Annotated in this window: 11 protein-coding genes and 5 tRNA genes; 11 read left to right on the top strand and 5 right to left on the bottom strand. The window is 57.2% G+C overall.

What is annotated here, in order from left to right; translation table 11 throughout:
• Nucleotides 1–177: 177 nt before the first annotated feature.
• From ltaE to WA225_RS11085, 8 genes are all read left to right on the top strand, one after another.
• Complete coding sequence (gene ltaE / locus WA225_RS11050) at nt 178–1182, top strand: low-specificity L-threonine aldolase (protein ID WP_422607943.1); 1005 nt, start codon at nt 178–180, stop codon at nt 1180–1182.
• Nucleotides 1183–1328: 146 nt separating this feature from the next.
• Nucleotides 1329–3947: an alanine--tRNA ligase gene (gene alaS, locus WA225_RS11055; protein ID WP_422607944.1), complete on the top strand. Its 2619-nt coding sequence runs from the start codon at nt 1329–1331 to the stop codon at nt 3945–3947.
• Nucleotides 3948–4037: 90 nt separating this feature from the next.
• Nucleotides 4038–5279: an aspartate kinase gene (locus WA225_RS11060; protein WP_422607945.1), complete on the top strand. Its 1242-nt coding sequence runs from the start codon at nt 4038–4040 to the stop codon at nt 5277–5279.
• Nucleotides 5280–5466: 187 nt separating this feature from the next.
• Entirely contained in the window at nt 5467–5655 is a 189-nt protein-coding gene (gene csrA, locus WA225_RS11065) for a carbon storage regulator CsrA (RefSeq protein ID WP_002554426.1), read from the top strand.
• Nucleotides 5656–5717: 62 nt separating this feature from the next.
• A tRNA-Ser gene (locus WA225_RS11070) sits at nt 5718–5808 on the top strand.
• 107 nt (nt 5809–5915) lie between these two features.
• Nucleotides 5916–5992: transfer RNA gene (locus tag WA225_RS11075), tRNA-Arg, on the top strand.
• Nucleotides 5993–6063: 71 nt separating this feature from the next.
• Nucleotides 6064–6140: transfer RNA gene (locus WA225_RS11080), tRNA-Arg, on the top strand.
• A 72-nt stretch (nt 6141–6212) separates the two neighbouring features.
• Nucleotides 6213–6289, top strand: a tRNA-Arg gene (locus WA225_RS11085).
• 19 nt (nt 6290–6308) lie between these two features.
• Here the strand turns inward: WA225_RS11085 and WA225_RS11090 are convergent.
• Complete coding sequence (locus WA225_RS11090) at nt 6309–6827, bottom strand: cell envelope protein SmpA (protein ID WP_422607946.1); 519 nt, start codon at nt 6825–6827, stop codon at nt 6309–6311.
• A gap of 321 nt (nt 6828–7148) precedes the next feature.
• Here WA225_RS11090 and mgtE point away from each other — a divergent pair, with 321 nt between their 5' ends.
• A complete protein-coding gene (mgtE, locus tag WA225_RS11095; protein ID WP_422607947.1) occupies nt 7149–8591 on the top strand; it encodes a magnesium transporter in 1443 nt (480 codons plus the stop codon).
• A 124-nt stretch (nt 8592–8715) separates the two neighbouring features.
• Here mgtE and WA225_RS11100 read toward each other — a convergent pair whose 3' ends face one another.
• Nucleotides 8716–9042: an Arc family DNA-binding protein gene (locus tag WA225_RS11100; protein ID WP_003178899.1), complete on the bottom strand. Its 327-nt coding sequence runs from the start codon at nt 9040–9042 to the stop codon at nt 8716–8718.
• A 390-nt stretch (nt 9043–9432) separates the two neighbouring features.
• Between WA225_RS11100 and phnN the strand changes: the two genes are divergently transcribed.
• Complete coding sequence (gene phnN / locus WA225_RS11105) at nt 9433–10002, top strand: phosphonate metabolism protein/1,5-bisphosphokinase (PRPP-forming) PhnN (RefSeq protein WP_422607948.1); 570 nt, start codon at nt 9433–9435, stop codon at nt 10000–10002.
• On the opposite strand, the gene WA225_RS11110 is transcribed toward phnN, so the two are convergent.
• Together WA225_RS11110 and WA225_RS11115 are read right to left on the bottom strand one after the other, a co-directional pair.
• A complete protein-coding gene (locus WA225_RS11110) occupies nt 9977–10156 on the bottom strand; it encodes a PA3371 family protein (RefSeq protein ID WP_422607949.1) in 180 nt (59 codons plus the stop codon). The genes phnN and WA225_RS11110 overlap by 26 nt on opposite strands.
• A gap of 20 nt (nt 10157–10176) precedes the next feature.
• Nucleotides 10177–10413, bottom strand: a complete 237-nt coding sequence (locus WA225_RS11115; protein ID WP_422607950.1) for a hypothetical protein — start codon at nt 10411–10413, stop codon at nt 10177–10179.
• A 294-nt stretch (nt 10414–10707) separates the two neighbouring features.
• Between WA225_RS11115 and WA225_RS11120 the strand changes: the two genes are divergently transcribed.
• A tRNA-Arg gene (locus tag WA225_RS11120) sits at nt 10708–10784 on the top strand.
• Nucleotides 10785–10866: 82 nt separating this feature from the next.
• Here the strand turns inward: WA225_RS11120 and WA225_RS11125 are convergent.
• Nucleotides 10867–12300 (bottom strand): lysozyme inhibitor LprI family protein, encoded by a 1434-nt coding sequence (locus WA225_RS11125; protein ID WP_422607951.1) that lies wholly within the window; start codon nt 12298–12300, stop codon nt 10867–10869.
• Between the last annotated feature and the right edge of the window lie 14 nt (nt 12301–12314).

The raw sequence follows: 12314 nt of genomic DNA on the forward strand, positions 1-12314 counted from the left end.
TTCAACGCGGATGCTGACTGCCAATCCGCCTTCGCGAGCAAGCTCGCTCCCACATGGGTTGTGCCTTCTCGAGGAGTAAGGTGCCTTTTCCTTGTTCAGGGGTTGATTAATCGCCGCGATGACCGCAGTAATTCACCTTCAAAAAGGGATTTCCCCTGCTGATTAGAGGCCAGGTTCATGAGCGTTATCGATCTTCGCAGCGACACCGTCACCCAACCGACTCCCGCCATGCTCGACGCGATGACTGCGGCGGACACCGGCGATGACGTGTACGGCGAAGATCCGACGGTCAATCGTCTGGAAGCGGAGTTGGCCAAGCGTTTGGGTTTCGCCGCCGCGCTGTTCGTGCCGACCGGCACCATGAGCAACCTGCTGGGCTTGATGGCGCACTGCGAGCGCGGTGACGAATACATCGTTGGCCAGCAGGCGCACACCTATAAATACGAAGGTGGCGGCGCGGCGGTGCTCGGGTCTATCCAGCCGCAACCACTGGAAGTACAGCCCGACGGCTCGCTGGATCTGGGTCAAGTCGCCGCCGCGATCAAGCCGGACGACTTCCATTTCGCCCGTACTCGATTGCTGGCGCTGGAAAACACCATGCAGGGCAAAGTGCTGCCGCTGGAGTATCTGGCCCGCGCTCGCCAATTTACCCAAGACCATGGCCTGCAACTGCACCTCGACGGCGCGCGGCTTTACAACGCGGCTGTCAAACTCGGGGTTGATGCGCGGGAGATCACCCAGCATTTCGACTCAGTATCGGTGTGCTTGTCCAAAGGCCTCGGCGCGCCGGTGGGCTCGGTGCTGTGCGGCTCCGAGCAACTGATCGGCAAGGCCCGCCGTTTGCGCAAAATGGTCGGCGGCGGCATGCGTCAGGCCGGATTGCTGGCGGCGGCGGGGCTGTATGCGCTAGACCATAACGTCGAACGTCTGGCTGATGACCACGCCAACGCGCAGTTGCTCGCCGATGGCCTGCGTGAAGCGGGTTTCATCGTCGAACCCGTGCAAACCAACATGGTTTATGTGCAAATGGGCGACAAGGCCGAAGCGATCAAGGCCTTTGCCGGCGAACGCGGGATCAAGTTGAGCGCCGCCGCGCGTCTGCGCATGGTCACGCACATGGATGTCAATCGCTCGCAAATCGAGCAAGTGATCGCGACATTCGTCGAGTTTTCGCGCAAGTGACAGCGTTAGCCGTCCAATTGACCGTTTCTATCGTATAAACACGCTGTACCCCGCGCGCAGGGCCGATATAATGCGGCCCTTTGCCGTCGCTTCGTCTGTTGACGTTTCGAACAGGCCTTTGGCCGCAGCCTCCGTGGAAGAACCTAATGAAAAGCGCAGAAATCCGTGAAGCCTTCCTTCGCTTCTTCGAAGAGCAAGGCCACACCCGTGTAGCCTCCAGCTCTTTGATTCCGGGCAACGACCCAACCCTGCTGTTCACTAACGCGGGGATGAACCAGTTCAAGGACTGCTTCCTGGGCCAGGAAAAACGTGCGTACACCCGTGCGACCAGCAGCCAGAAATGCGTGCGTGCCGGTGGCAAGAACAGCGACCTGGAAAACGTCGGTTATACCGCTCGTCACCACACGTTCTTCGAAATGCTCGGTAACTTCAGCTTCGGTGACTATTTCAAGAAGGACGCGATTACCTACGCGTGGACCTTCCTGACCGGCGTTCTGCAACTGCCGAAGGAAAAACTCTGGGTCACCGTCTACGCCTCCGACGACGAAGCGTATGACATCTGGACCAAACAAATCGGTGTGCCGGTCGAGCGCATGATCCGCATCGGCGACAACAAAGGCGCGCCGTACGCCTCCGACAACTTCTGGACCATGGGCGATACCGGCCCGTGCGGCCCGTGCACCGAGATTTTCTACGATCACGGCGACCACATCTGGGGCGGCCCACCGGGCTCGCCGGAAGAGGATGGCGACCGTTACATCGAGATCTGGAACAACGTGTTCATGCAGTTCAACCGCACCGCCGATGGCGTGTTGCATCCGTTGCCAGCGCCGTCGGTCGACACCGGCATGGGCCTGGAGCGGATCAGTGCGGTGATGCAGCACGTCAACTCCAACTACGACATCGATCTGTTCAAAAACCTGCTTAAGGCCTCGGCTGAAGCGATCGGCTGCGAAAACGGCGATCAGTCTTCGCTGAAAGTCGTGTCCGACCACATTCGTTCGTGCGGTTTCCTGATCGCCGACGGCGTGCTGCCGTCCAACGAAGGTCGCGGTTATGTGCTGCGCCGGATCATCCGTCGCGCTTGCCGTCACGGTAACAAGCTGGGCGCCACTGGCAGCTTCTTCTACAAGATCGTTGCCGCACTGGTTGCCGAGATGGGCGAAGCCTTCCCGGAACTGAAGAAGCAGCAGAGCAACATCGAACGCGTGCTCAAGGCCGAAGAAGAGCAGTTCTCCAAGACTCTGGAGCACGGCCTGAAGATTCTTGAGCAGGACCTGCTGGAACTCAAAGGCACCGTGGTGCCGGGCGACGTGGTGTTCAAACTCTACGACACCTACGGTTTCCCGATGGACCTGACCGCCGACATCGCCCGTGAACGCAGCCTGACTGTTGACGAAGCCGGTTTCGAACGTGAGATGGAAGCCCAGCGTGTTCGCGCGCGTTCGGCCAGCTCGTTCGGTCTGGACTACAACACTTTGGTCAAGGTTGATGTAGCCACTGAGTTCACCGGTTACAAAGACACCAGCGGTTCGGCAAAAATCGTCGCTATCTATAAAGATGGCCAGTCGGTCGACGTCTTGAATGAAGGCGAAGAGGCGGTGATCGTTCTGAATCAGACGCCGTTCTACGCGGAATCCGGCGGCCAGATCGGCGACTGCGGTTTCCTCCAGGCGGGCAGCGCACGTTTCGACGTCCGCGACACCACCAAAACCGGCGGCGCCTTCCTGCACCACGGCGTACTGGATTCGGGCAGCCTGACCATCGGCGCACCAGTGGAAACCCACGTCGACGCCGAAGTGCGTCACGCTACCTCGCTGAACCACTCGGCCACGCACTTGCTGCACGCTGCGCTGCGTCAGGTACTGGGCGAGCACGTTCAGCAGAAAGGTTCGTTGGTGGATAGCCAGCGTCTGCGTTTCGACTTCAGCCACTTTGAAGCGATCAAGCCTGAGCAGATCAAAGCGCTGGAAGACATCGTCAACGCCGAGATCCGCAAGAACTCCGCGGTTGAGACCGAAGAAACCGACATCGAAACCGCGAAGAACAAAGGCGCGATGGCGCTGTTCGGCGAGAAATACGGCGACAACGTGCGCGTGCTGAGCATGGGCGGTGATTTCTCCGTCGAGCTGTGCGGCGGTATCCACGCCAACCGTACCGGCGACATCGGCCTGCTGAAAATCATCAGCGAAGGCGGTGTGGCTTCGGGCGTGCGTCGTATCGAAGCAGTGACCGGTGCTGCGGCACTGGCCTACTTGAATGCAGCAGAAGAACAACTCAAGGAAGCGGCCAGCCTGGTCAAGGGCAGCCGCGACAACCTGATCGACAAGTTGTCGGCTGTGCTGGAGCGCAATCGCCAACTGGAGAAGCAGCTCGAGCAGTTGCAAGCCAAGGCGGCCAGCGCTGCGGGCGACGATCTGTCGAGCTCGGCACTGGACGTCAAGGGCGTGAAGGTCTTGGCCGCACGCCTGGATGGTCAGGACGCCAAGGCGCTGCTGGCACTGGTTGATCAGTTGAAGAACAAACTCGGCCGCGCAGTGATCCTGCTCGGCAGTGTCCATGAGGAAAAGGTCGTACTGGTTGCAGGCGTAACCAAGGACCTGACTGGCCAACTCAAAGCCGGTGATTTGATGAAGCAGGCTGCTGCGGCAGTGGGCGGGAAGGGCGGTGGTCGTCCGGACATGGCGCAGGGCGGCGGTGTTGATGCCGGCGCGCTGGATGGCGCACTGGCGCTGACCGTTCCATTCGTCGAGCAGGGTTTATAAGGCAGTCCGTCCGGCCCGCAGTCTAGTGGCGGGCCGGGCGGCTGTTCGAGTGATTATTGGGCGCCCTTCATGGGCAGAGGCGGCTTTGAAATGGCTTTGATCGTACAGAAATTTGGAGGCACCTCGGTCGGTACTGTCGAGAGAATCGAGCAGGTCGCCGACAAGGTTAAGAAATTCCGCGATGCCGGCGATGACCTGGTGGTTGTGCTGTCTGCAATGAGCGGCGAAACCAACCGTCTGATCGATCTGGCCAAGCAAATCAGTGGCGATGGCCAACCGGTTCCGCGTGAACTGGACGTGATTGTCTCCACCGGTGAGCAGGTGACGATTGCCCTGCTGGCGATGGCGCTGATCAAGCGCGGTGTGCCGGCGGTATCGTACACCGGTAATCAGGTGCGGATCCTGACCGACAGTGCGCACAATAAAGCGCGTATCTTGCAGATTGATGACCAGAAAATTCGTGCTGATCTGAAGGCCGGTCGCGTGGTGGTTGTCGCCGGTTTCCAGGGCGTCGACGAGCACGGCAACATTACCACCCTCGGTCGTGGCGGTTCCGACACCACCGGCGTGGCACTGGCTGCTGCGTTGAAGGCTGACGAGTGCCAGATCTACACCGACGTCGATGGTGTTTACACCACCGATCCGCGTGTGGTGCCGGTCGCTCAGCGTCTGGACAAGATCACCTTCGAAGAGATGCTGGAAATGGCCAGCCTCGGTTCCAAGGTGTTGCAGATCCGTGCGGTGGAATTCGCCGGCAAGTACAACGTTCCGCTGCGCGTACTGCACAGCTTCAAGGAGGGTCCGGGCACCCTCATTACTATTGATGAAGAGGAAACCATGGAACAGCCGATCATTTCCGGCATCGCTTTCAACCGCGATGAAGCCAAGCTGACCATCCGTGGCGTGCCAGACACCCCGGGCGTGGCGTTCAAGATTCTCGGCCCGATCAGTGCCGCGAACATCGAAGTCGACATGATCGTGCAGAACGTCGCGCACGATAACACCACCGACTTCACCTTCACCGTGCACCGCAACGACTACCAGGCCGCACAGACCGTGCTGGAAAACACCGCTCGCGAGATCGGTGCCCGTGAAGTGGTTGGCGACACCAAGATTGCCAAGGTCTCGATCGTCGGCGTCGGCATGCGTTCCCACGCAGGCGTCGCCAGCCGCATGTTCGAATCCCTGGCAAAAGAAAGCATCAACATCCAGATGATCTCGACCTCGGAAATCAAGGTCTCCGTGGTGATCGAAGAGAAGTACCTGGAACTGGCCGTGCGCGCCCTGCACACGGCTTTCGAACTGGACGCTCCAGCCCGTCAGGGCGAGTAATTCCATTTCTTGAAGGGCGCGGTCTGACCGCGCCCTTTATTTTTTGAATGGCGCGAGCCCTGAACTGTTCTTTTGCTCGCGCTGGTCAATACTCAGGCATGTAGGGCTACGATCGCTCCGGTTGTAGGTCGGGTGCCTTTTTTTTGCAGACTGTTGTCCCTGAACTGAATTGCGTGAGGAGAAAGGTATGCTGATTCTGACTCGTCGGTGCGCAGAAAGCCTGATTATCGGTGATGGCGAAATCACCGTGACCGTGCTCGGCGTTAAAGGAAACCAAGTGCGTATCGGCGTCAACGCCCCGAAAGAGGTTGCCGTGCACCGTGAGGAAATTTACCTGCGTATAAAGAAAGAGAAGGACGAAGAACCAAGCCATTAATTTTTATCGATTTTTATGTTTGCAAACGGGGAAAAGGTTGGTTAAGATACGCCCCGTGTTGCGGAGAGCTGGCCGAGTGGCCGAAGGCGCTCCCCTGCTAAGGGAGTACACCTCAAAAGGGTGTCGGGGGTTCGAATCCCCCGTTCTCCGCCATTATTTGCTTAGTACGTCGTAATCTGGCTTTTTCTGTAAGTTGTTGAATTTATTAGAAAAAGTGGTTGGAATAGAGATTAGACGGGCTATAATGCGGCGCAACAAATGCACTCGTAGCTCAGCTGGATAGAGTACTCGGCTACGAACCGAGCGGTCACAGGTTCGAATCCTGTCGAGTGCACCATTTAAGAGTTGTTTATAGCAATATAAACAACTCGGCTTCAACCAGTTGTGGTCTGGTTTAAAAACACAAATGCACTCGTAGCTCAGCTGGATAGAGTACTCGGCTACGAACCGAGCGGTCACAGGTTCGAATCCTGTCGAGTGCACCATTTAAGAGTTAGTTGCAGCAATGCGAATAACTTGGTTTCAGCCAGTTGTGGTCTGGTCAAAAAACACAAATTGCACTCGTAGCTCAGCTGGATAGAGTACTCGGCTACGAACCGAGCGGTCACAGGTTCGAATCCTGTCGAGTGCACCATATACCGAAAAGCCCGCGTTTAACGCGGGCTTTTTGCTGTCCGGGATTTGCCTTTTCCTTTCACGCAGCCCCTTTCATCAAAATCTATTTGAGCACTACGGCCTCGCTTGAGGTCATAGCGATAGCTCGTCGTCGACGTTCGAATATTCACTTTGTCCGGTTTGCCTAGCGCGCTTTCGACATCCTGCTGCGTCATGCCGGCAATCACGCGTTGATTGATGATCGCTGCGCGACGTTGCCTGGCATCGATCAAGTTTCCACAGGGGTCTTGGGCAGTGCCGATAACACCGGGTTCGCGTCCTATGTTTTTCATGCCGGATATTTCTTCGTGGTTGTGTTCCGGCATTACCGCCACGACGGATCCGGGTGAGTAGGGGTGGACTTCCTGCACTGAGCGCTGTTCACCGCTCGCGCAACTCATGCTGGTGAAGGTAATGCTGCCGTCGACCGCTTCGCAGCGATGCAGGCTGGTAGCGGCTCCGGCGGGCGTGAGGAAAAGCAGGCTGGCGAGTACAAAAAATAACGCTTTGGATGGCATTCGACGTCCTCCATGACGATCTACGCTCAAGGGTAGTCGCTACATTTTTCAGTGCTGGTGTGTTTTCTTTTCAGGATGAGTCGTCGCATTGGCAAGGATCAGGACAGTGCTCAGGTTTGTTTCGCAAGCGCTTGTTTCGACCGTGATTTTTTAACGTTTAAAACCGTCAGGCGGTGTATCATTGCGCCCGTCAGCCCCGCCGGGGCTTATGGAAAACCTCCATGGACTTACCCAGTAGTTACTCAGTACCCCGTTTTACCAATCATGAATTGACTGATTGATCCTTCCGGCGTGCCCCGCTGCTGGGAGTGGAGTTCGCCTATGTCTGAAATCGAAGTAAAGAAAACACAGGACAGCCTGCAGGATCGCCTGGCGCAAGTCGTCGAGCTGCTGCAGCGTCAACGGGTCGTTGAAGACCTGACTCATCGCCAGGAAGGCGCGCACCACGACCGGGTTGAAAACCTGGTTCACCGGCAGAATCTTGTCGAGTTGCAACGCAAACTCGATGATCTGCACTCCGCCGACGTCGCCTACATTCTCGAAGCCCTGCCGCTGGACGATCGTCTGACGCTCTGGCAACTGGTCAAGGCTGATCGCGACGGCGACATTCTTCTCGAAGTATCCGATTCGGTTCGTGAAACGCTGATCGCCGACATGGACGATCACGAGCTCCTGGCTGCCGCCAAGGACATGGACGCCGACGAACTCGCTGACCTGGCTTCCGAGCTGCCGCGAGACGTCGTCCATGAGCTCATGGAGAGCCTGGATAACCAACAGCGCGAACGTGTACGTTCGGCCTTGTCCTATGACGAGGAGCAGGTCGGTGCGCTGATGGACTTCGAGATGGTGACGATCCGCGAGGATGTCAGCCTCGAAGTGGTGTTGCGTTATCTGCGCCGTCTCAAAGAGCTTCCCGGTCATACCGACAAACTGTTCGTGGTTGATTACGACGGCGTGCTCAAAGGCGTGCTGCCGATCAAGCGTTTGCTGGTCAACGACCCGGAAAAGCAGGTGGCGGATATCATAGCCAGCGATCCGGTGAGTTTCCACCCGGACGAAGACGCCTACGACGCCGCTCAGGCGTTCGAACGTTACGACTTGATCTCGGCCCCGGTGGTCGACAAGAACGGCAAGCTGATCGGCCGTCTGACCATCGACGAAATGGTCGACCTGATTCGTGAGGAGAGCGAAAGCGAAGTCCTCAACATGGCGGGTTTGCGTGAAGAGGAAGACATCTTCGCCTCCGTCTGGAAGTCCCTGCGCAACCGTTGGGCGTGGCTGGCGGTCAACCTGATCACCGCATTCGTCGCATCCCGGGTGATTGGTCTGTTTGAAGGCTCGATCGAGAAGCTGGTGGCGCTCGCCGCGCTGATGCCGATCGTGGCGGGTATCGGCGGCAACTCCGGTAACCAGACGATCACCATGATCGTGCGCGCCATGGCGCTGGACCAGGTCAGCACTGGCAATACCTCGCGTTTGATGCGCAAGGAGTTGGCAGTCGGCTTGATCAACGGTCTGGTCTGGGGCGGGGTGATCGGTGTGGTCGCTTATCTGCTTTACGGCAGCTGGTCGCTGGGCGTGGTGATGACGGCAGCAATGACGCTCAACCTGTTGCTCGCGGCGTTGATGGGCGTGTTGATCCCGATGACTCTGGCCAAGATGGGCCGCGATCCGGCCATGGGTGCCAGCGTGATGATCACGGCAATGACCGACAGCGGTGGCTTCTTCATCTTCCTGGGGTTGGCGACGATCTTCCTGCTCTGATCCGCGCCAATAAAGAGCCCGCCAATTGGCGGGCTTTTTTGTGCCTGTTGCGCGTGGCGCCACTGCACAAATCGCAGGCAAAAAAAAGCCAGCACTCATGCTGGCTTGAGGTGTTCGGTATGGCTCAGGACGCGTCTGCGGCCATCTCGGCGTCGTGGGCGATCAAGGACACCAACGCGTTTTGTTGACGGTGCGACAGCTGACGGAAGCGTTGCAGCAGCTCGCGCTCGTGCAACGACAGCTCCGGGCTGTCCAGGCGCATGCTCAGCTCTTCGCCCAATGCGCCTTCCTGAATAAGACTCTGCTCAAGGCGCGCAATGATCTCGGAGTTCATGCTGCGATGATGATTGCGAGCCACCTCGGCAATGCGTTCACGCATTCCGTCTGGCAGACGTACGACGAACTTGTCAGCCGTACGGCTGGAATAAATTGCCTGTTTCAATGGGCGCATATATTTAACCGGTTAGTTCAGGGGAGCGGTTCTCGGGATTGGCCGCAGGATGTGTGGTAGGACAAGCATCCGCGCCAAATGGTTCAACCTGAATTGTTAAGAGGCCGGCATCATGCCTCAAAATTGCCAGATCATTGGCGTCAATTCTGTGACAAATATTGAGCCGGGTAAAGGCGTAATGCCAGCACCAATTATCAGAAATGCGGACTGGTTGGAAAACTTTACCTTGGCCGGCATCTCTGACCGCTTCTTCATGCAGATCAATTGATGTCCGTAGACCTCAGAACGTGCATGCTATGCGGGTTTCAATCCTTTGTTCCTTACCTGTACAGGATAGTGGCAATTTGCCGATTTACTAGGGGCAGACACCGGCCGGAGGGCGTTTTCAGGATGGATGGCAGGCTTATTTATCTGATGGGACCTTCCGGTTCAGGCAAGGACAGCCTGATCGAGGCTGCGCGTGAGCCATTGCGGGCGAGAAACTGCGAAATCATCCGTCGGGTGATTACCCGATCAGCGGAGTCAGTGGGCGAAGATGCCATCGGCGTTACGCCTGCAGAGTTCGAGCAACGTCAGGGCGCCGGCGAGTTTTCCCTCGCATGGCAGGCCAATGGTCTTGCCTACGGCATCCCCCGAGAAATGGACGAATGGTTGCGAGCCGGGCGCGATGTACTGGTGAACGGCTCGCGCGCCAACCTGCGCCAGGCGATGGAATGCTATCCGACATTGTTGCCGGTTCTGCTGACAGTCAAGGATGAGGTGTTGCGCGAACGCTTGTTGCGCCGTGGTCGAGAGACGCTGGAACAGATCGACGCCCGACTCGCCCGCAACGCGCTGTTCAAAGACAGGCGATCAAGTGACGCACCGGTGCACTTGATCGATAACTCCGGCGACCTGGCAGCCGCCGTCCATCAATTGCTCGAGCTGATCCGGCTCAACGCAACACCGGATCAAACTTGATCCGGCGCCCGGCCACCAACGCCAACACAAACAACACCGCGAACACGCCACAGCCAATCAACGGCAGGGTGATTTCGGTGTCCTCGAACAGCGAAAAATGCACAACGCCACTCAATAAGGCGAGGATCAGAAATCCTGCAGCGGACTTGGACATGCTGTACTCCTGAAGATATTTCAAAAAACCAGACGTTCGCCAACGGACCCAGTCAGCGCCTGCACAGGTTCACTGACTGCCTGTGGGGCGACATCACTGCGATCATTCAACACCGCCCACTGCGGCGCTTTCTGCACCTGCAAGTAATGCGGCATGCGCTGAGCCACCGGTTCCGGCGCAGCACCCTGTGGGGCGAAGTGAAAACCCACCAAAACCGCCAATGCGGCTGCGTTTGCGAGCAAGAGGGTGCTGTTCATGGGGGCTGCTCCGATTGTTCTTCTATGGAACAGACAAAGCAGCCGGCGTGCCAACAGTCTAACCGCTGTTAAGTCCTTTAAAAACAAGGATTTGGAAGGGTTTTTCCGAACGGTCGGGTTGCAATCTGCAATGCTGGCTTTTTGCGGTAGTGCAAAATGCACGGTAAAACTTCCCGCAGCATTGCAAGGCGCCTGCCTACACTTAAAAAGCGCCACGGACGACATGACAAATCAGGGCCTGGCCGTTAACATGCACGCCGTCCGTCGCACCGTCTCTGGCCGCGATAACACAGTGTCTCAGTAGCTCAATTGGATAGAGCATCCCCCTCCTAAGGGGAAGGTTGGCAGTTCGAACCTGCCCTGGGACACCATCATTCAGTGCATTGCAAATGCTCGCAAAAAAGCCCCGCGCAGAATGGTCTGCCGGGGCTTTTTCGTTCCAGTCACCGCTGCCTAGTTTGCCGCACCACCCTCAGCCTTACCTATCGAAGTGCTGACTTGGGTGATGTGGCGGCGGCCATTGACCGTGTAACTCTGTGCCTGTTCTTCAGACCCCGGCTTACGCAGGGTCAGTTGAGCAAACAGCCCGGATTTTTCATCGTAGGAGCCATACCAATTGATCAGTCTGGCGATGAAACAGTCATTGCCGAGGATCACCGGAACGTCAGCGACCGGTTCCATCGTGTAATAACTTGCGCCGTAACTGTAATAGTCGTCGTCCCCGGGGCCTGACGCAGGGATTGGGCAGATCGGTTTGGAGTTCGGTGTTTCGTTATTGCCTGTCTTGGCCAAGCCTTGCATAAGCGCTTTTTGCACGGCCGGTTCCAGTTCGTAGGCTGTTGTATTGTCCTGATTCGCCTGAGTACGAGGCACGTTCAGTTCATATCGATACTGCAACGTTATCGCCGGGACCTGACGGTTGATCTGCAAGGGATTGAGCAGATAGACCTTATCGACACCGTAGGCGCTGTCTCGGTAGGCGGCGTAGATTTTCCCGTTCACCTTGATCCAGTTGACCGCTTGATTGGCGCCGCGATCATTGGTGTAGAAAAGGGTTGTCTCGCCATTGGCTTCGGGAGCCGCTTCGGCGCCTCTTCTGGTGAATCTTTTGCCCATGCCGCGCCAGGTTTCGGTATACGAGAACAACCCTGTACCGCCGGAATAGGTTTCAACGATCAGGTCGCGCAGTCCATCGCCATCCAGATCAGTGAGGATATAAGTCGTCTGGCCTGTGTCGGCGGCCCCGGTGATGTTGGACGCAGTTAATGCCTTCCATTCATCCTGACTCACCCCATTCGGGATCGTCTCGGGAAAGTGCGTTTGCTCATCGTCATCGGGGATACCGGCGAAAGACGTTCCATCGAGGTTTACCGTGAATGCATCAAGGGTCTTTTCCAGTGCAAACTCGGGATCAACCTTGCGCGCTGCCTCAATTCGCTGCTGCAGTTGCGCCATCACCTGTTTGTCTGTCGCGTCGGGCGAATACGCCAGCGTATCGATCCATTGCGCTTGCAGCGATTCCAGGCGTTCGCGATAACGCTGATTCAAACAGCTGACATCCTCAGCGCATTGGTCACGATCCTTTAGCCAAAGGCGTTGAGTGCTTTTCAGCTCGGCCTTTGTGTCTGGCATGGACTTCATGAGTTTGCTGTAGGTAGCGCCCATCTGAGTATCCAGCGCATACAACCCTTTATCCGCACAAACAGCGTTCTCAACTGCACTCACCGCTTTCGCACAATCCATTCCCGCCGCCATCGCCTGCTGGAAAAACAGCAGCGCACAGGCGGACACGATGCAACGTCCTTTGATGTACACGAGAGCAACCTTGTAGTGGAAAGCCAAGAAGCTGAGCAGAGTAATCGCATAACGAGGAATCTTGAAGTGCACGCTTCAGAGAACGC

Source organism: Pseudomonas sp. (genome assembly GCF_049300855.1).
Lineage (GTDB): Bacteria > Pseudomonadota > Gammaproteobacteria > Pseudomonadales > Pseudomonadaceae > Aquipseudomonas.

What these genes read in the sequence shown, in the direction of transcription:
- WA225_RS11090 (WP_422607946.1), bottom strand. Translation starts at nt 6,827, where the DNA reads ATGCCATCCAAAGCGTTATTTTTTGTACTCGCCAGCCTGCTTTTCCTC.
- phnN (WP_422607948.1), top strand. Translation starts at nt 9,433, where the DNA reads ATGGATGGCAGGCTTATTTATCTGATGGGACCTTCCGGTTCAGGCAAG.
- WA225_RS11100 (WP_003178899.1), bottom strand. Translation starts at nt 9,042, where the DNA reads ATGCGCCCATTGAAACAGGCAATTTATTCCAGCCGTACGGCTGACAAG.
- WA225_RS11110 (WP_422607949.1), bottom strand. Translation starts at nt 10,156, where the DNA reads ATGTCCAAGTCCGCTGCAGGATTTCTGATCCTCGCCTTATTGAGTGGC.
- WA225_RS11115 (WP_422607950.1), bottom strand. Translation starts at nt 10,413, where the DNA reads ATGAACAGCACCCTCTTGCTCGCAAACGCAGCCGCATTGGCGGTTTTG.
- ltaE (WP_422607943.1), top strand. Translation starts at nt 178, where the DNA reads ATGAGCGTTATCGATCTTCGCAGCGACACCGTCACCCAACCGACTCCC.
- mgtE (WP_422607947.1), top strand. Translation starts at nt 7,149, where the DNA reads ATGTCTGAAATCGAAGTAAAGAAAACACAGGACAGCCTGCAGGATCGC.
- WA225_RS11060 (WP_422607945.1), top strand. Translation starts at nt 4,038, where the DNA reads ATGGCTTTGATCGTACAGAAATTTGGAGGCACCTCGGTCGGTACTGTC.
- alaS (WP_422607944.1), top strand. Translation starts at nt 1,329, where the DNA reads ATGAAAAGCGCAGAAATCCGTGAAGCCTTCCTTCGCTTCTTCGAAGAG.
- csrA (WP_002554426.1), top strand. Translation starts at nt 5,467, where the DNA reads ATGCTGATTCTGACTCGTCGGTGCGCAGAAAGCCTGATTATCGGTGAT.